This window comes from Pseudomonas sp. LBUM1652 (genome assembly GCF_059716105.1).
On sequence record NZ_CP166804.1, the window covers coordinates 639,119 to 659,267 of the forward strand.

Genomic DNA, 20,149 nt, shown 5'->3' on the forward strand with positions numbered 1-20,149 from the left:
ATCATTCGGCCAGCTCTCCTCTTCAATCGTGTTGTTCGCGCTGGCCCGCTACCTCCTCGGCTGTTCGGCGGGTTGAGTGCTCGGCCAGTTCTTGCCGGGTCAAGGTTTCGATCAATACGGCTTCTTCGATCGCAAGCGATGCTTGCAATGCTTTGGACTGCGCGTCGTAATCGTCAAACGAAAGCGTCCCGGCGGTGTGCGTATCGTCGAGTGTGGCCTGTCGATCCTGAAACGGCTGGCGCTGGGATTCGAACTGTGTTCGGTACTTGTGAGTGACGAATTCCTGCCAGAACTCCCTCGACACCAGCGCCTGAAATTCTTCAGGGGAGTTATCCAGAGCGATGACTTTTTTGTAAGCGGCGTCCAGTTGCGCCTGTGACACGCTGATCAGGAGATCAAACACCATTCGATCGGGCTGGCCCGGCAGTTGCAGCCGATCTTTGAGGCGGTGGCGATAGAAAAGTCTGATCTCGACTTCCTCCTGCACATGAGGCGCGGGAGCCGGAAGGTCTTCTGGTCGCTGAGGCCCTCTGGATCCGATGATTCTTGCCTCACGCTGCGCAATGTCCGCCGAAGCAATTTTGTCTACCTCGTGCAAGCGGAACAATCCTCTGGACAGCGCCGACAACTGCGGGCCTTCTGCCTGGCTGCGAGCCTGGGCGCGAGCGTTGTGCATCATTGTCCTGACCTCCAGATTGGCGAATGTGAAGGCTGCGCGATCGCAGCAGGTTGCTTCGCCGGCCCGATCAAACAGTTCCCTGCGCAGGCGTTCGGACTCAGGGCTGTTTTCGGTAATGCTGTCGATCACCTTCCAGACCCGTCGCTGGGTTTCGTTGCCACCAGCGGCATCCGGCAACAAGAGGTTAAGGGTATTGAACAGACCCTCCGAGCCTTGCTGATCACGCAGTGTTTGCCATTGCGCTGTTCTGGTCGATACCTGAGCGCTTGTCATTCCGGCTGTCCAGCGTGCCATCGGGTCATACGCCGCAGGTCGGATGATGACAGGCGCGTGATCGCGCGCGGTGTCGACCAGGTTGTACTGGCCGGTCAGCGGTGTTTCGGCTTCTATCAGGCGGTCGTTGTAAAGGGACAGTCGGGTGCGGGTGGCCGGGGAGAGCGGATTGTTGGTGATGTTGGTCACGTTGTTGACGCGAACCGTGTGCGCAAGTCGTTCAGTCGTTGGCGCAATGACCGCATCGGGGATTTCCTCGATCCGGTTGTTGCTCAGATCCAGGGTGTCCAGCAGTGGCTGATCGGCAATACCGGTCGGGAAAGTGTCGATACCCGTGTTGGCCAGATTGACCGAGCGCATGTCGATTATCTGGCTGAAATCCGGTGTGATACCCAGTTGCGGATTCTCATGCAGCCACAGTGCCCGCAATGTGGTGCGCTCTGATAGAACGCGGGCGGTTTCGGCTGTCAGGGAGATCTGGTTTTTCTGCAGAAACAGTCGGGTCAGACCGTTCATTTCGCCAATGGCGGGTGGTAGCTCGCGCAATTGATTGTGCGAAGTATCCAGCCAGCGTACGTGGCGGAATCGGGTCAGAAACCCCTCCGGTGAAGTGCTCAGATCCATATTGCTCAGTTTCAATGAGCCGACGTGACTGAAATCCACGTCGATGTCCGGCAGGCTTGGCAGTTTCAGGCCGCTGAGGTCCAACTCCAGGCCGATGGGGGTCCTGTCATTGGCCAGTTTTTGCGGTGTTTCATGCCTCCAGCAACTGATGATCCGGTTGCTTGCCGTGGCACGGTCGAAACGGTCGGCAGCGTTGATCTGCAACTGATTCGCGCGAATATAACCCTGACGGTTGCCGCCTCCAGAAAAAGTCCAGGCCTCCAGTTGGGTTTTCAACGTGTTGAATTCCAGTTCAAGGCTGGCGAGCCTTGTGCCAGCAGTGCCTTGCTCAAGGTTCCAGAGGTACTCCCTGCACACCTTGATATCTTTGCTCGGATAAAGACGCCGGTATCGCTGTGCTCTTGAGTTTTCGCTATCAAATGCAGCGGGATGTTCCGGGGTCATCAGTTCAGGATGCGCTGCGTGCAGGCGCCGCCAGTAGCCATCGAACGTTCTCCAATAGTCGGAAGGAAAATCGTTGCCCTCCAATAAAGTGGCGCCGTTGATTCTGGCGATCGAGGCCAGTTGCTCGGGCTCGGGGTTGATGATTGCCTGCGGTACTTCAGTCAATTGGTTGTTACGCAAGTCGAGCCCCGTCAAGGCCGCTTTACCCACCAGTCCGGTCGGCCACTGATCAATCCCAGTGCTGTTTAAGTCCAGGTTTGTCAGCTCGGACATGGCACTGAAGTCGGGCACTGTTTTCAGTGGGTTTTCTGACAGATTGACGAACTTCAGCCGGCTCAACCCGCTCAGTCTTGCCGCACTTTGCTCATCCAGTTCAAGGCTGTTCGAACTCAGGTCCAGTCTGATCAGTTTGTCCATATCACCGACGCAGGCCGGCAATTTGCGAAGGCTGGAATGATTGATGGATAGACTTTCCAGGTGGGTAAAGTTGCTGAGGAATGTGTCGCCAGCATCCGACCAATTGATTGCCTGGAGTTCAAGCAGGCGCACATGGCTGAAATCCGCCGTCAGGGCGGGTAGCGGCCCACTTCCGGTCGGTAGCCTTAATATCTCTCCCGATTCCTGAAGCCAGCAGGTTTTGATTATTCTGGCGACACGTTGCGGAGCCCAGAGCCTGACGGTGGCGGCATCAACGGAAGCATCGTATTGCTTGCCGGCCACATAATCTTCCAGCTGTGCTTCAAGCGAGTCGAAATCCCGCAGGCGTCGGGCCAGCTCTGCATCACCCAGTTGCAACACGAAATCCCTGACCGCTTGTGCGTCCTTGTCCGGGTACATTCGCTGCACCTTGGCCAGCTCTGGAATATCTACGTTCAGTCTCAGTCCTTGCGTGTGGGCCGAGCTGGACAACTCTGGATGATCCGCAGCCAGGCGGCGCCAATACAATTCCAGGGTTTTCCAATAGCCGGGAGCAAAGGCATTGCCTTCGATGAGGGTGACACCGTTGGTTCTGACGCTGGCCTCAAGCTGCTCGGCGGGAGGATTGAGTAGCGTCCGTGGTACTTCTTGCAGGCTGTTATTACGCAAATCGACGATTTGCAGGCCGGTCTGGTTTTGCAAGCCAGTTGGCCAATGACCCAGATGCGCATTGCTCAGGTTCAGCACTTTCAACCCGGTCATCGTACTGAAGTCGGGGGACATGTTCAGTGGATTGTCTGAGAGGTTGAGGTTTTCGAGTTTGCCGAGAGTACCGAGTATCACCGCTGCTGGTGTGTCCAGCCGAATCCGGTTTGCACTCAGATCCAGACGGGTCAGGTCATGCATCCGCGCGACGGAGGCTGGCAGTTTATCCAGCGTGGAGCGGGTGACGGTCAACTGTTCCAGGTGTGAAAAACTGCTGAGGAACGTATCGGCTTCGGGCGACCAGGTAACGGATTCCAGAGACAGCTCCCGGACATGGCTGAAGTCTGCTTTCAGTGCCGGCAGGGTGCCGCTGCCGGCTTCGAGTTTCAGCGATGGGCCGGTCTCCTGGCGATAGCAGCGCTTTATTTCGTTGGCGATCTGTTCTGCCCAGCCTTTTGCTGTTCCGGGCGTCGAAGACGACGCATTGCTCCAGAGCGTCAATTGCTGCTTGAGGGTTTGGTATTCGGCTTCGCGGCGGCGCAACCCGCCTTCGACGTCGCTGCCCAGTGAACGAAGGTATGCGGCGATCTGTTCCTCAGACATGGACCGGAACAGCCTCTTCGCGCGGGTTTGCGGACTGCGCAGTCGATTGACGATGGCGGCAATCTGCTCGCGCAATCGTCGATGAGCAGGGCGCACTTGCCCACCATCGGGCCGGAGTAATCCACCATTGCCGGGGTCGGTCGTCGTAGAGGTGGGGGGGAGGCTTTCCTGTGGACGCCAGAGCCCGCTTTCTGTGTCGCGCAGCAGCACCGGGCCGAGGGCATCCCGCTCGGTCGATAACCTGGCCCGATACTGTCCGGTATCCGGATCGACCCCGACCAGCACGGTACCGCCATCGGGAACATCTACGTAACGCCGCCGCCCGCGCACCCGGAACCCATCGGCGTTGGGAGCCGGCAGATCAGGCGGTACGGTGATCCAGTAATGCGCCAAGGGGCGCTGTTCACGATTAAACACGGCCACTGTGGCAGGTAACTCATGAATCGTTATCGCCGGTAACGGCGTGATTGCATCCGGGTCGGCGTTACCCGCGACCCTGCCAAACCCCTCCGGGCCAAGTACTCCCGGGGCGGTCGTCGGGCCGAAATCGACACGCTGTGGCGTTTCGTGCCTTACGGTTTCCGGCCCTTGTTGCGTAGGTCGTGTATGGATTTCTACGGTGCCTTTGAGAGGCAGTCTTGGTGACATTTTTTCATCCTTGAAAGGTTGCCCGTCAGTGCCCGCGACGGGCACTGCAAAGCGTTCGGCGTCATTGCCGGTTTGTCGTCGTATGGCCGCCAGGCCCATGGCTTGGGCGCAGGTATTTACTCGGCTCGCACAGAAGGGGTCTGCGCCAGTGCGAATATCTTATTCGCGGTCTTGCCGTCGAAGGTTTCGCGCCAGATCGCGGTATGGGGCAAACCAGCCTGTTCATCGCGCCGCTGAGACTCTGCGCCCCGTCTGCTCTGTTCAAGCGTTTTGAGATGACCACCCTTGATCGAGAAGTTCAGGGGATGGCTGTCTTGTCTTTCATAGTGAAAGTGGGCTTCCCAAAGCGGTGCATCGTCGGCGCGATCACTGATCGAATACACGTCAAGAAATGACTTGTCCTTGCCTTTGCCCAACTGCTTGCGATTAACCGTTTTATTGACATTGAGCTCGTCCCGATCCAACAGGTAATTCAGGCGCATGATGTCCAGCACGTCTTTGTTTTTGTACATCCGCACCAGGATCTTCTGGCCTTGGGTCGTCATGGAATCAGCTGCGGCTCGCAATCGCCTGGCCAGATTGATGATCAGGCGGTCCTCGACATCTGTTTCGTGGTTTTCCAGTTGTCTTGCCTGTTCGTTAAGCAAATGGGTTTCCCTGCCCAGATCTTCGACAATTTTTGTCGGGTTGATTTTTTTTGCTTCCTGCATCTTCGCGTAGGCACTGTGCTCTTCGACCTTGGCCAGTAACCGGTTTGCCTCGCTGATAAGTTGTGGGCGCGGTGTTCTGGTAATCGGAGGAAGTACAGGTAGCCATTCATCGTCTAATTTTTTGTAGCGTCTGGGCGGCGAGTCGGGGCGCAATGGGTCGGGAACCTTGATGGTAATGCTCCCGTCCGCCCCGGCTTCGGTTTCACCGACCAGTACTCTGTAGGTGCCGTGCTGACGGGTTCGAAACATTTTTTTGGCGGGCGCGGGACGGGTCGTCTCGGCGTTGATGGGCTGTGACGGGATGAAGTCGAAATCGATGTCCTGATCAAGGCTCGGCAGATCGGTTCGGCGCTCGGATACGTCGAGGATTTCGGTCAGTTTGCTGTCGATTTTCTTCTCGATGGGATCGATCAGGGCAATGATCTCCTCGAGGTATTCGGCTCTGGGGCTTTGCTCGGCCAGCAGCGTTTCAAAGCGGGTTCGGTCTCCCCTGAGCTGATCAAGGGCCAACAGCAGTGCCATGGGCTGCTCTCGTTCCGGGACGTTTCTCAGGTCGCCGGTGATCAGGTCGATGGCCGATAGCGAGGGCATGGTCGCGTCTGGCGCATGTTCGGGCGTGTCCGCAAACAGGTGGACATAAAGGGCCAGTTTGTTGAAGTTGATGCGATCCGCTGAAGCTACCTTCTGGCTCAGTTCAGTGAGTTGCGGGATCGCTGCGGGGGACGTTTTTCTGATTTGCTCCATGACCACCTGGCGCTCCTCGAGGATCTTCAGCTTCTTGTTCAGGTGGGTGATGCATTTCTTGCAGCTCTCGGCGCTCACGTCCGTCACCGCAGGCCTGGCCCGGAGGTCCATGACGGCCATGAGCCTGTTGAGGTATTCCACTCGTTCAATCCGGAAGGTATGCAGTTCCCCCTTGAATAGCCCGCCTGCCTTGAGGGTGGTCAGCCAGTCTCTGTTGTCGACGAGCGACTGCACAAAGGCTGTTTGCTTTCTGATGTGCTTGAGCAGATGGACTTCAACGGCCACCAGTGCCGCTGTCCTGCCGGCGCCATCGGCCTGTTCTCTGGCCTGACTCCACAGGGTGTCGTACTGCGTGGCTGATTCGATCAGGGCGGTGTGAGCATTCTGGAAAGGTTCATAACGCTGCATCAAGAGGGCTATGTTGGCTTGCGCTGAGTCATGGCGACGCATGCCACCCCTCAGTCCCGTGAGAATGGAAACCCAGGTGTTCTCCTCGTTTCGTGTGATGGCCCGGGTCTCGCCGCTGCGACTGGCGCGATAGATATTCGCGCCGTCGGTGGCGACGGGATCCTTGGGGTTAACGATGCGCCATACTTTGTGCGTTGGCGTAGACGCGTCAAGATCGCTCATCACCTGATAGGCGTGTTCGTGGATGACCACGTAGAGCTTGCCGTCGTGGCGAAACAAGCCGTCGCTGCCGGGTTCGACAGTGCTGAAATCCAGCCCCGTGCGAAAGGCTTGCAGGCTTGCGTTGGTCAACGGGAGTGGGCTGGAGGCGACATCATTGAGGGGATGCCATAGGCCGCTGTCGATGTCGCGTAACAAGGCCGGTCCGGAGGGAAGTAATTCACTCGCCAGTCTTGCCCGGTAAAGTCCAGTGTCCGGATCCATCGCGACCAATGTGATGTGGTCGTCGGGCAAGTCGACATACCGTCGCCCCTTATGAATTCTGAAACCCTCGGTGTCGGCATTCGGTAACGCCGCATTGGAACTGATCCAGTAATGCTCCAGCAGGGGCTGTGCTGACACCGGGGGATCAACACTGACGGGGTGCATTTTGACCGTTACAGCGGGTGCTGGCAGGATCGCATCAAGTTCGACGCCCACCGGTTTGTTCTCCTGCCCTGCTAGAAGGTGTGTCGACGGATCTGTGCTGATACGGTGCAGCGTGTCGGAAGGGTCCTCGTTCTTCGGTCGCCTGGTGGGCATGTGAACATCGACCGAAGCGTTGATCCGGGGCGGTAATTTGACTGCCATGGGTTTTTTCATCCTTGAAAAACGGGTTGTCTGGCTTAAGCGACCAGCTCGAATATTTTCTGCGCGGTTTTGCCGTCAATGGTTGCTCGCCAGATGGGGACATGTTCCCGTCCGGCCTGCGCGTCCCGACGCTGGGCAGTTATGCCCAGCCGGCTTTGCTCAAGGGTCTTGAGGTGGCCGCCCTTGACCATGAAGTTCAGCGCGGCGCTGTCCTTTTTTTCGTATTTGAAATGGACATGCCACAGAGGCACGGTGGTGTGTTTGTCGTTCAGCGAATAGACATCGAGAAAATATTTGTCCTGGCCCTTGCCCCGTTCCAGCCGCGCAGGTTTCTCTTTGCTGACACTCAGGTGGCCCTGGCTGAGTAGATACGCCACACGGTCGACGCTTAAGAAAGTGGGGTCCTTGTAGAGTGCGATGCGAATTTTTTCGCCTTCGTTGCGCAGGCGCTCGCTGTCATGTTTGAGCTGCTGGGCGAGGGGCGCGATATCGAGGGTGGCCGGATTCGGCGCCCGTTCCATCTGTTGACGAAGATCATCGAGGTCTTCGGCCTTGCCCTGCAGAAACTCGACGATGTTGGTGGCGTTGCGTTTTGCGCTTTCGTCTTGCCGGGCCTTGGTCAGATGTGATTCCGATAGTTCCAGAAGTCGCTGGGCCTGGACGGTCAGCGTCGACAACTGCCTTTCTTGCAGAGCAACCCGCCGCTGCCATTCACCTTCGCGGCGCTCATAGGTTTGCAAGACTTCCGTGGGGTTGTGCGGATCCATGACATCAATCACCTCTTCGCCCTGGGGGGTTCGACGTGACTGCCCGATCCGGATCTTGTAAACGCCATGGTGTTTGCTGCGAAACATCTTTCTTGAGGGATGTGCAGACGGACTCGTGACCTGAGCCGGAATGAAGTCGAAGTCAATCGGCTCATCCAGTGAGGGAAGGGTTAAGGTTCGCTCCAGTTCCTGGTGATAAAGCTCTATGCGCTGTTCTAGGGTGTTTTCGAAAGCCTGAATGGCTTCGGTTATTTCTCGCCGGGAGCTGTCCAGGAGAGTATCGGCTGGCAATGACATCTCTTCGTACGACGCCCTGATTGCTGCGCATTGGTCGATCAGACAGCTCATTACCGGAATGCGCGCGCCTTCCGGGATGCTTTCGATATTGCGGAAGGTGCGCGTTGCTTCTGAAAACGAACTCGACAACACAACGTATTGCGCGGCGTCGGGCACCGGTTCGCTGGCCAGCAAGTGGCTTTTGGAATGAATCCAGTTGGCCGTGTTTGTATGGATTTTTACCGGGTCGTAGCCAAGCTCGATCAATTCGACTTTCAGGTGGGGGGATCGGGTCAGGATGTCGTCAACAATGAGTTGGCATTTGCGCAAGTTGGCCAATTTGCCTTTCAAATACCCTGCCATCGAGCGATGGGCCTCGAGGGGACGGTCATAGTAGGACGATACGTCGATTGATTTACGCAGATCTCCGGCTTCCAGGACATCGAAATAGACTTCGACTTGCCGCTTCTGAACGCCCACCAGCTCTGTCTCGTAGGAAAAGCGCCCTTTGTACAAGAGAAGCGAGGCCTGGTTCCTGATGTAGAAATTCACGGCCTTTTCCAGAGTCGCCAGTTGTCTTTGACACTGGATTTCGAATTTGACCAAGGCGTTTTTTTCCCCTTCTTTCCTGGCCTGTGCATGCCAGGCGGCCCTTAGTTCTTCCGTGAGCTTCACCGCCTGCGTGATCGTGGTGATGTGGGCGTCCAGTTCCTGATTGAGCGCATCGATTGGACGCAGTGGCAGTGAACCCGGTGAATCCTCAAGCGGGTGCCAGAGCTTGCTGTCATGGTCGCGTACCAACACTGGGCCGAATGCTCTTTCGGTCATCAATTTGGCTCGATACAGGCCCATGTCCGGGTCGATCACGACCTGAACGTTGCGGCCGCCCGGCACATCGACGTAGCGGCGTCCGTGCAGGGTTCTGAATCCCAGTGCATCGACATCGGGAAGGCTGACTTCGACAGGTATCCAATAGTGCTCGAGTGACCGCTTTCCTGACGAGGGAGCGCCGGCGGAGGTCGACGCTATCGGATGAGTCGTGGCCCGAGTGGTTGAAACTCCCTCGCGGGGAGGCTCACTTGAGCGGGGGCTCGACCCCGGAGCATTCCGTATCGCAGAAGGGGTTGATGGGCCGCTATCCATGGGCGGAGAAATAACGGGTCGCGGCGTATCGGTATCCACCTGCGGCGCCGGGCGTGTATGAGCACCGCTGGTAACGGAGCCCTTGATGGGTAGTTTTGGTGACATTTCTTCATCCTTGAAGGGTTGTCATATCAGCAATCGCAAATCGTTGGCTGATGGTGAATTGGATTTGGGTAGCGGTTTTTGCATCCATGTGGGGGTAATGACAGCACACGAATGCACTGCGTGATGCCGAGGGCAGGGTCACAAAGAGAAACCGACCATTGCCGTCGGAATTGGTCAAATTTTGTGCTATATTCCGCGCCCGCGATTTTTCATCTCAACACCGGTCGACCGACATGCAAGCAGCCAAGCCGTTATTTGACTATCCAAAATATTGGGCCGAATGTTTCGGGCCAGCGCCATTCCTGCCGATGAGCAGGGAGGAGATGGATCAGCTTGGCTGGGACTCCTGTGACATCATCATTGTTACGGGAGATGCCTACGTCGATCATCCGTCTTTTGGCATGGCAATCATTGGCCGGCTGCTGGAGTCTCAGGGCTTTCGCGTCGGGATCATTGCGCAGCCCAACTGGCAGTCCAAAGACGACTTCATGAAGCTCGGCGAGCCGAACCTGTTCTTCGGCGTCGCGGCCGGCAACATGGACTCGATGATCAACCGCTACACCGCCGACAAGAAAATTCGTTCCGACGACGCCTATACCCCGGGCGGTATGGCCGGCAAGCGTCCGGATCGTGCGAGCCTGGTCTACAGCCAGCGCTGCAAGGAAGCCTACAAGCACGTGCCGATCGTGCTCGGCGGCATCGAAGCCTCCCTGCGTCGCATCGCCCACTACGACTATTGGCAGGATCGCGTGCGTAACTCGATCCTGATCGACGCCAGCGCCGACATCCTCCTGTACGGCAACGCCGAGCGGGCCATCGTCGAAGTTGCCCAGCGTCTGTCTTACGGTCACAAGATCGAAGACATCACCGACGTGCGCGGCACCGCGTTCATTCGCCGTGACACGCCGGCGGGCTGGTACGAAGTCGATTCCACCCGTATCGACCGTCCGGGCAAGGTCGACAAGATCATCAACCCGTACGTGAATACCCAGGACACCCAGGCCTGCGCCATCGAGCAGGAAAAGGGCCCAGTGGATGATCCGGAAGAAGCCAAGGTCGTGCAGATCCTGGCCAGCCCGCGCATGACTCGCGACAAAACCGTGATCCGCCTGCCGTCGGTTGAAAAGGTCCGTGGCGATGCCGTTCTGTATGCCCACGCCAACCGCGTGCTGCACCTGGAAACCAACCCGGGCAACGCCCGTGCGCTGGTACAGAAGCATGGCGAAGTCGACGTCTGGTTCAACCCGCCGCCGATTCCGATGACCACTGAAGAAATGGACTACGTGTTCGGTATGCCTTACGCACGTGTTCCGCATCCTGCGTACGGTAAGGAAAAGATCCCGGCCTACGACATGATCCGTTTCTCGGTGAACATCATGCGTGGCTGCTTCGGTGGCTGCACCTTCTGCTCGATCACCGAGCACGAAGGCCGGATCATCCAGAACCGTTCCGAAGAGTCGATCATTCGCGAAATCGAAGAGATCCGCGACAAGGTGCCAGGCTTCACCGGCGTCATTTCCGACCTCGGCGGCCCGACTGCGAATATGTACCGCATCGCCTGCAAAACGCCGGAAATCGAATCCGCGTGCCGCAAGCCGTCCTGCGTGTTCCCGGGCATCTGCCCGAACCTGAACACCGACCACTCGTCGCTGATTCAGCTGTACCGCAGTGCCCGTGCGTTGCCGGGCGTGAAGAAAATCCTGATTGCCTCCGGCCTGCGTTACGACCTCGCGGTCGAGTCGCCGGAGTACGTCAAAGAGCTGGTGACCCACCACGTCGGCGGTTACCTGAAGATCGCCCCGGAACACACCGAGGAAGGTCCGCTCAACCAGATGATGAAACCGGGCATTGGCAGCTATGACAAGTTCAAGCGCATGTTCGAGAAGTACACCAAGGAAGCGGGCAAAGAGCAGTACCTGATTCCGTACTTCATCGCCGCGCACCCGGGCACCACCGACGAAGACATGATGAACCTGGCCCTGTGGCTCAAGGGCAATGGCTTCCGCGCCGACCAGGTGCAGGCGTTCTACCCGTCGCCGATGGCCACCGCCACCGCCATGTACCACTCGGGCAAGAACCCGCTGCGCAAGGTCACTTACAAGAGTGACGGCGTGACCATCGTCAAGAGCGAAGAGCAGCGTCGTCTGCACAAGGCGTTCCTGCGTTATCACGACCCTAAAGGCTGGCCGATGCTGCGTGAAGCGCTGCAGCGCATGGGTCGCGCTGATTTGATCGGGCCGGGCAAGGATCAACTGATTCCGCTGCATCAGCCGTCCACCGACAGCTACCAGAGCGCCCGTCGCAAGAACTCAACGCCGGCTGGCAGCCATAAAGTGGCGAAAGAAGGCAAAGAGAAAACCACCAAGATCCTCACCCAGCACACCGGTCTGCCACCGCGTGCCAGTGATGGTGGTAATCCGTGGGACAAGCGTGAACAGGCCAAGGCTGCGGCGTTCGCCCGCAACCAGCAGGCTGCCAAGGAGCGCAAGGACGCGGCCAAGGGCAAAGGGCCGAAGCCGGCTCGCAAGCCGGTCGTCCCACGCTAAAACAGAACGCCAACCTTCGGGTTGGCGTTCTGCATTTCAGCTCTCCCGACATGTGGTGGCGCGGCCGACCCCTTCGCGAGCAGGCTCGCTCCCACAGGTGACCGCATTCCAAATGTGGGAGCGAGCCTGCTCGCGAAAGCGCCCGATCAAACACTGCATGAACCAATGTCGCCACATTTAGGCGCAACTTTGCCAAAGCATTTCCCCGCATCGCCCGATTTTGGTGCTGTACTGCCTTGAGCATTCCGGGAAAGCGCCCAAGCCTGTGCATGGCATAACTCTTGCGCGCTTTCGAATACGCTTAAGGCTCGCAGGAGGCACGCCGTGTCGATTCATGTCGCATTGCATCACGTCACGCATTACCGCTACGACCGCGCTGTCGAACTCGGCCCGCAGATCGTTCGCCTGCGCCCGGCCGCCCACAGCCGCACGCGGATTCTGTCCTATGCGCTGAAAGTCTCGCCCGAGCAGCACTTCATCAACTGGCAGCAAGACCCGCAGGGCAACTACCTCGCGCGGCTGGTTTTCCCCGAGAAAACCGATGAACTGCGCATCGAAGTCGATCTGCTGGCCGAGATGGCGGTGTTCAATCCGTTCGACTTCTTCCTCGAGCCTTACGCCGCGAAAATCCCCTTCGCCTACGCCGCCGATGAGCGCAAAGAGCTGGCGCCGTACCTCGAAACATTGCCGCTGACGCCGAAGTTCCAAGCCTATCTGGACGGCATCGACCGCACGCCGCTGCCGGCCGTGGACTTTCTGGTGGCACTCAATCAGCGCCTGAGCGAAGACATTGGTTACCTGATCCGCATGGAACCGGGCGTGCAAACCCCGGAACACACCCTCGAACACGCTTCCGGTTCCTGTCGCGATTCGGCGTGGCTGCTGGTGCAACTGCTGCGCAATCTGGGGCTGGCGGCACGGTTTGTCTCTGGTTACCTGATTCAACTGACCGCGGATGTGAAAAGCCTCGACGGCCCCTCCGGCACTGAAGTGGACTTCACGGACCTGCACGCCTGGTGCGAAGTGTATTTGCCGGGTGCCGGCTGGATCGGCCTCGACGCCACTTCCGGGCTGTTCGCCGGTGAAGGGCATATTCCCTTGGCCTGTAGTCCTGATCCGTCGTCGGCGGCACCGATCAGCGGGATGGTCGAACCTTGCGAGACACAGTTCAGCCACGAAATGTCGGTGGAGCGAATCTGGGAAGCGCCGCGGGTTACCAAGCCGTACACCGATGAGCAATGGCTGGCGATTCAGGCACTGGGGCGGCAGATCGACGCCGACCTGCTTGAGGGCGATGTACGCCTGACCATGGGCGGTGAGCCGACCTTCGTCTCCATCGACGACCCGGATGGCGCCGAGTGGAACACCGCGGCCCTGGGCGAGGACAAGCGCCGGCTATCCGCCGAGCTGTTCCAGCGCATGCGCAAGCATTACGCCCCCAAGGGGCTGGTGCATTTCGGCCAGGGCAAGTGGTATCCCGGCGAGCAATTGCCGCGCTGGTCGCTCAATTGTTATTGGCGCCGCGACGGCGTGCCGATCTGGCAAAACGACGCGCTGATCGCCGACGAACAACAGGATTACAGCGCCAATGGCGAACTCGCCGGGCGCTTTCTGGCCAGTGTCGCCGAACGGCTGAAGTTGCCTGCGCGCTTTGTGTTTCCGGCCTACGAGGACAATTTCTATTACCTCTGGCGTGAGGGCTCGTTGCCGAGCAACGTCAGCGCTGAGGATTCGCGTCTGGAGGAGCCGTTGGAGCGCGCACGACTGCGCAAAGTCTTCAGTCAGGGGCTCGATAAGGTAATCGGTCAGGTGCTGCCGCTGGCGCGTACTGCCAAGGGCGATCAATGGCAGAGCGGGCGCTGGTATCTGCGTGACGAGCATTGTCGGTTGGTGCCGGGGGATTCGCCGCTGGGTTACCGCTTGCCGCTCGGTTCGCAGCCGTGGGTGAAAGCGGCCGAATATCCGTTTGTTCATCCGCAGGACCCGAATCAGGACTTCCCGGAGCTACCGGATACCGCGCAACTCAACAGTCACGGCGATCCGGCCAACGCTGACGAGCGCCTGCCGAAAATCGACGAATCCGCCGATTGGCTGACGCGCACCGCGTTTTGCGCCGAGGCCCGCGAAGGGCGCTTGTACCTGTTCATGCCGCCGCTGGAACGGGTCGAGGATTATCTGGAGCTGGTGGCAGCGATCGAGGCCACCGCCGAAGAGCTGCATTGCCCGGTGCTGCTGGAAGGTTACGAGCCGCCGAGCGACCCGCGTCTGAGCAATTTCCGCATCACCCCGGATCCCGGCGTGATCGAGGTCAACGTGCAGCCGTCTGCAAGCTGGGACGAGTTGGTCGAGCGCACCGAGTTTCTCTATGAAGAGGCACGCCAGACTCGCCTGACCACCGAGAAATTCATGATCGACGGCCGCCACACCGGCACGGGCGGCGGCAACCATTTCGTCCTCGGTGGCGCAACGCCGGCGGACTCACCGTTCCTGCGCCGACCGGATCTGCTGCGCAGCCTGATCAGTTACTGGCACAACCACCCGTCGTTGTCGTATCTGTTTTCCGGGTTGTTCATCGGCCCGACCTCTCAGGCACCACGGGTCGACGAAGCGCGCAACGATGCGTTGTATGAGCTGGAAATCGCCTTTGCACAGATGCCTGAACCGGGCGAGGAGTGCGCGCCGTGGCTGGTGGATCGACTGCTGCGCAACTTGCTGATCGACGTCACTGGCAACACCCATCGCGCCGAATTCTGCATCGACAAACTGTATTCGCCGGATGGCGCTACCGGTCGCCTCGGGCTGCTGGAACTGCGCGCCTTTGAAATGCCGCCGCACTCGCGCATGAGCCTGGCGCAGCAATTGTTGCTGCGGGCGCTGGTTGCGCGCTTCTGGCGCGAGCCGTATGCGCCGCCGAAACTGGCGCGCTGGGGCACCGAGTTGCACGATCGGTTCATGTTGCCGCACTTTATCGAACAGGATTTCGCCGACGTCATCGTTGAGCTCAACAGCGCCGGTTATCCGTTGCGCGCCGAGTGGTTTGCAGCACATCTGGAGTTTCGCTTTCCCAAGGTCGGCGATTACGCGGTGAACGGCATCGAGCTTGAGCTACGGCAGGCGCTCGAGCCATGGCATGTGCTGGGCGAGGAGGGCGCGGTGGGTGGCACGGTGCGTTACGTCGATTCGTCGCTGGAGCGTTTGCAGGTCAAGCTCAAGGGTTTGCCGCCGCAGCGCTATCTGCTGACCTGCAACGGCATCCCCGTGCCGCTGCATCCGACCGGGCGGGTCGGTGAGTTCGTTGCTGGCGTACGTTACCGCGCCTGGCAACCGGCCAACTGTCTGCAACCGACGATCCCGGTGCACGCGCCGCTGGTGTTCGACCTGCTCGACACTTGGATGGCGCGTTCGCTGGGCGGTTGTCAGTACCACGTCGCGCATCCCGGTGGCCGTAACTACGAGACGTTGCCGGTCAACGCCAATGAAGCGGAGAGCCGGCGCATGGCGCGTTTCTTCCGCATCGGCCACACGCCAGGGAAACTTCCGATACCGAACCTGACATTGTCTGACGAGCTACCGATGACTCTCGATTTACGACGCTTTTAAGTCCTACGCGACGCCCGGATTTTTCGTCTATCCGGGCGTCATGTGCCTGCGTTAGTCTGACCGTTCCCTGCTGTCTGCCGAGCTTTCCATGCCTGACCTGCTAGACCGCTACCCGCTGACGGCGGGCACTTATCACGAACTGCTGGATGACAGTGGTGCGGTGCGTCCGCACTGGCAGCGGCTGTTCGACCAGTTGCAGCGCAACACCCCCGCGCAACTGCTGCAGCGTCAGGCTTTGCTGGCCCGGCAGATTCAGGAAAACGGTGTCACCTACAACGTCTACGCCGATCCCAAGGGTGCAGATCGCCCGTGGGAACTGGATCTGCTGCCGCACGTGATCGCAGCGGACGAGTGGCAGCAATTGTCAGCGGGTATTGCTCAGCGAGCGCGATTGCTCAATGCCGTGCTGGCCGACTTGTACGGCCCGCAACGGTTGATCAGCGAAGGTCTGTTGCCGGCGGAACTGGTATTCGGGCACAACAATTTTCTCTGGCCGTGTCAGGGGATTCTTCCGCCGGACGATGCCTTTCTGCATCTGTACGCCGTGGATCTGGCGCGCACTCCGGACGGGCGCTGGTGGGTGACGGCGGATCGCACTCAGGCGCCATCCGGGGCCGGTTATGCACTGGAAAACCGCACCATCGTGTCGCGCGCCTTCCCCGAGTTGTACCGGGATCTGAAGGTGCAACATCTGGCCGGTTTCTTCCGTACGCTGCAGGAAACCCTGGCCCGTCAGGCGCCCAGCGATGACGACGCGCCACTGGTGGTGTTGCTGACGCCGGGGCGCTTCAACGAAAGCTATTTCGAACATTTGTATCTCGCCCGACAGCTCGGTTATCCGCTGGTGGAGGGCGGCGACCTCACGGTGCGTGATGCCACGGTCTACCTGAAAACCCTCAGTGGCCTGCGCCGGGTGCACGCGATCATGCGGCGGCTCGACGACGACTTCTGCGATCCCTTGGAGCTGCGCACGGATTCCGCGCTGGGTGTTCCCGGTTTGCTGGAAGCGGCGCGACAGGGGCGGGTGTTGGTCGCCAATGCGCTCGGCAGCGGTGTGCTGGAGTCTCCGGGATTGTTGGGTTTTTTGCCGAAGATCAACCAATTCCTCTTCGGCGAAGAACTGATCCTGCCGTCCATCGCTACATGGTGGTGTGGTGAGGCACCGGTATTGGCCCAAGCCCTGGAAAAGCTGCCGGAACTGTTGATCAAACCGGCATTCCCCTCGCAAAGCTTCACGCCGGTATTTGGCCGTGATCTGAGTGAAAAACAGCGTCAATCCCTCGCCGAGCGCATGCAGGCACGGCCTTATGCCTATGTTGCGCAAGAGCTGGCCCAACTGTCCCAAGCGCCGATCTGGCAAGCCGAGGATGGTCAACTGCAACCCCGGGCCATCGGCATGCGTATGTACGCGGTGGCCAGTCATGACGGCTATCGTGTGCTACCCGGTGGTCTGACCCGGGTGGCCGCCGAAGCCGATGCCGAAGTGGTCTCGATGCAGCGCGGCGGCGCGAGCAAGGACACGTGGGTGTTGGGCGACCGGCCGCCGAGCGGCGAACAATGGAAGGCGCAACGCAACGTCGGTGTACACGATCTTGTGCGGCGCGACCCTTACCTGCCTTCGCGGGTGGTGGAAAACCTGTTCTGGTTCGGCCGTTACTGCGAGCGTTGTGATGACAGCGCACGTCTGCTGCGAATCATGCTGACGCGCTATGTGGACGGTGATGATCCACAAGCGCTGCTGGCGGCTGTCGATCTCGGCGAGCGGCTGGCGCTGTTGCCGGACGAGGGTGAGCTGCCGGAGCGCCTGTTGGCAGCGCTGCTCGGCGAAGACTGGTCGTTCAGCCTGCGGGCCAACCTGCAACGCTTGCAGTGGGCGGCTTCGCAGGTGCGCGGCAAGCTCTCCCGGGAGAACTGGCAGGCGTTGGTGGAGTTGCAACGTGAAGCGACGGAACTGGACACCGACGAGCCGGATTTCGGCGAGTTGCTGGATTTTCTCAATCGTCTGGTGATGTCGCTCGCTGCGCTGTCCGGGTTTGCACTGGACGACATGACCCGCGACGAAGGCTGGCGTTTCCTGATGATTGGCCGGCGCATTGAGCGTCTGCAATTTCTCAGCAGCAGCCTGGCGGCGTTTCTGCGCGGCGCAGGGGCTTTCGACCAGGCCGGCCTGGAATGGCTGCTGGAACTGGGCAACAGCAGCATCACTTACCGCTCACGCTATCTGGCGGTGGCGCAGTTGATTCCGGTACTCGACCTGTTACTGCTCGATGAGCAAAACCCCCACGCCGTGTTGTTCCAGTTGAAACTGGTCACCCGCACGCTGAAACGTTTGAATGACGATTTCGGTGTGCCAAGGGAGGCTGGGTTGCCGCAACTGGTCGAGCGTCTGGCGCGGTTTGATCTGGGGTGTCTGGAGAACCCGTTGTTCGGCGAGTCCAGCGTGCGCGCGGCGCTCGATGGTTTGGCGGATTTGCTGCAAGAGATCGCCGATGCCAGCGGGCAGGTATCCGATCGCCTGGCCCTGCGCCATTTCGCCCATGTCGATGATGTCAGCCAGCGTACGGTGTCCGTCTGATGAACGCGCATTACCAGATCTTCCATGACACCTGTTATCACTACGACAGCCCGGTTTCCCTGGCGCAGCAATTGGCGCACCTGTGGCCGCGTGAATGCAGTTGGCAGCGCTGCACCGAGCAGCAGTTGCTGATCAGTCCGGAACCAACGGCGCGCCGTGATGAGCTGGATGTGTTCGGCAATCCGCTGACCCGACTGGCCTTCGAGCGACCGCATGATGAATTGCAGGTCAACGCGCGGCTGACCGTTGAGGTGCTGGCGCGACCGGCGCTGGATTTCAACCAGTCCCCTGCGTGGGAGCTGACGCGCAATGCGTTGACGTACAGCAGTCAGCCGTTGTCTGCCGAATTGCTTGAAGCTTGCCGCTATCGATTCCAGTCACCGTATGTGCACTTGAAGCGTAGCTTCGTCGAGTTTTCGCAGAGCTGTTTCCCTCCCGGTCGTCCTTTGCTGCTGGGTGTGCAGGCCTTGATGCAGAAGATTTTCAGTGAATTCACCTTTGATGCCGAGGCAACCCAGGTGGCGACGCCGCTGGTGGAAGTGCTGGAACGTCGGCGTGGGGTTTGTCAGGACTTCGCCCACTTGATGCTGGCCTGCGTGCGCTCTCGAGGGCTGGCGGCACGTTACATCAGTGGTTATCTGCTGACCCAGCCACCACCGGGGCAGCCACGGCTGATCGGCGCCGATGCGTCGCATGCCTGGGTTTCGGTGTTTTGTCCGGTGCTGGGCTGGGTGGATTTTGATCCGACCAACAATGTGCAGCCGGCGCTGGAACACATCACGTTGGCATGGGGCAGGGATTTTTCCGATGTGTCGCCGTTGCGGGGGGTGATTCTGGGGGGCGGCAGTCATGATCCTGAAGTCAGGGTCACGGTGATGCCTTTGGAATAAGCACAATCGTATGGGGAGCTTTGTGGCGAGGGGATTTATCCCCGATCGGCTGCGAAGCAGTCGCTCAGTCCAGACAACTCATTCGGGTTGGCCGGACGCAGGGGCCGCTTCGCGACCCATCGGGGATAAATCCCCTCGCCACAGATCGCTCCCTCAGGGAGCGAACCAACAATCAGCTCAGGCGTCAGGCGCCTGATCTTTCGGTGCATCTACATCGGTATCAACATCGTTGTCAGTCGCCACTTCACCATCAGGGTTCAGTGCCGCGTCTTCAGCTGATTGTTTCTTGCGCTGAAGCTTTTCCTCTTTCTTCTTTTCCTTTTCCAGGTCTCGTTGACGTTTGGCGAAGGAGTAATTGGGTTTGGCCATGGGCGATCCTCTTGGGTCGAAGGTGAGGTTGAGCGGCGCGTATTCTGCCCTGTATCGGTGCCCGGCGGTTAGCCGGGTTTTTGGTCGACCCACTTGGGCGTGACGGTCGGCTTCCAGTTATCGAGGGACTCGAGCAGTGTTTGCGGCGATTCGCTCACTTGCAGCATGTCACGGTGTGGCGCGCGAACGAAGCCTTCGCCGACGATATGGTCAAGAAAAGCGGTGAGTTTGCTGTAGAAACCGTTCACTTCCATCAGACCCAACGGTTTGCCGTGGTAGCCGAGCTGGCCCCAGGTCCAGACTTCGAACAACTCTTCCAGCGTGCCAAGGCCGCCGGGCAGCGCAATAAACGCATCGCTGAGTTCAGCCATCCGCGCCTTGCGCGCGTGCATGCCATCGACCACTTCCAGACGTGTCAGGCTCTTGTGACCGATTTCCTTGTCCATCAGGCTTTGCGGGATGATGCCGATCACCTCACCACCGGCAGCCAGCGCGGCATCGGCGACGATACCCATCAAACCGACGGCGCCACCGCCGTAGACCAGGGTCAACTTACGTTCGGCCAATGCCCGGCCAAGGGCGACGGCGGCTTCGGTGTAAGCCGGGTCGGTGCCGGCGTTGGCACCGCAGAATACACAAACGGATTTCAAAGACATGCCTTCCTCCTGGGTCAATCCGTCACAGGGTAATGGCTGGCAGGCCTCGATCCAAGGTCTAAACTTCGGGTTCCGGTGATTCAAAGGTACCGCTGGCGCCACAGGCGTAGGCGGCGAG

The 20,149-nt window shown here is 59.4% G+C and carries 9 protein-coding genes; 4 read left to right on the forward strand and 5 right to left on the reverse strand.

Annotation, left to right across the window (positions count from 1 at the left end; all coding sequences use genetic code 11):
* Positions 1-22 precede the first annotated feature (22 nt).
* The 3 genes from ACA069_RS02850 to ACA069_RS02860 are packed head-to-tail and all read right to left on the reverse strand — an operon-like array spanning position 23 to position 9,395.
* Positions 23-4,492: an NEL-type E3 ubiquitin ligase domain-containing protein gene (locus ACA069_RS02850; RefSeq protein WP_497616224.1), complete on the reverse strand. Its 4,470-nt coding sequence runs from the start codon at positions 4,490-4,492 to the stop codon at positions 23-25.
* Positions 4,493-4,509: 17 nt separating this feature from the next.
* Positions 4,510-7,104, reverse strand: coding sequence for a hypothetical protein (locus ACA069_RS02855; protein WP_497616226.1), 2,595 nt, complete (start codon positions 7,102-7,104; stop codon positions 4,510-4,512).
* 35 nt (positions 7,105-7,139) lie between these two features.
* A complete protein-coding gene (locus tag ACA069_RS02860; RefSeq protein ID WP_497616228.1) occupies positions 7,140-9,395 on the reverse strand; it encodes a hypothetical protein in 2,256 nt (751 codons plus the stop codon).
* A 233-nt stretch (positions 9,396-9,628) separates the two neighbouring features.
* Here ACA069_RS02860 and ACA069_RS02865 point away from each other — a divergent pair, with 233 nt between their 5' ends.
* From ACA069_RS02865 to ACA069_RS02880, 4 genes are all read left to right on the forward strand, one after another.
* Positions 9,629-11,941 carry a YgiQ family radical SAM protein gene (locus ACA069_RS02865; RefSeq protein ID WP_187677868.1) on the forward strand — a complete coding sequence of 771 codons (2,313 nt, stop codon included), beginning with the start codon at positions 9,629-9,631 and terminating at the stop codon, positions 11,939-11,941.
* Between the two features lie 324 nt (positions 11,942-12,265).
* Positions 12,266-15,541, forward strand: a complete 3,276-nt coding sequence (locus tag ACA069_RS02870) for a transglutaminase family protein (RefSeq protein WP_497616230.1) — start codon at positions 12,266-12,268, stop codon at positions 15,539-15,541.
* An 88-nt stretch (positions 15,542-15,629) separates the two neighbouring features.
* Positions 15,630-18,116: a circularly permuted type 2 ATP-grasp protein gene (locus ACA069_RS02875; RefSeq protein WP_497616232.1), complete on the forward strand. Its 2,487-nt coding sequence runs from the start codon at positions 15,630-15,632 to the stop codon at positions 18,114-18,116.
* A complete protein-coding gene (locus ACA069_RS02880) occupies positions 18,116-19,006 on the forward strand; it encodes a transglutaminase family protein (protein WP_187677865.1) in 891 nt (296 codons plus the stop codon). The genes ACA069_RS02875 and ACA069_RS02880 overlap by 1 nt, the downstream gene beginning before the upstream one ends.
* A gap of 177 nt (positions 19,007-19,183) precedes the next feature.
* On the opposite strand, the gene ACA069_RS02885 is transcribed toward ACA069_RS02880, so the two are convergent.
* Together ACA069_RS02885 and ACA069_RS02890 are read right to left on the reverse strand one after the other, a co-directional pair.
* The gene (locus ACA069_RS02885) at positions 19,184-19,375 is read right to left on the reverse strand and encodes a hypothetical protein (protein WP_187677864.1); all 192 of its coding nucleotides are present in this window, start codon (positions 19,373-19,375) and stop codon (positions 19,184-19,186) included.
* A 68-nt stretch (positions 19,376-19,443) separates the two neighbouring features.
* Positions 19,444-20,031, reverse strand: a complete 588-nt coding sequence (locus tag ACA069_RS02890) for a cytokinin riboside 5'-monophosphate phosphoribohydrolase (RefSeq protein WP_497616234.1) — start codon at positions 20,029-20,031, stop codon at positions 19,444-19,446.
* Positions 20,032-20,149 lie beyond the last annotated feature (118 nt).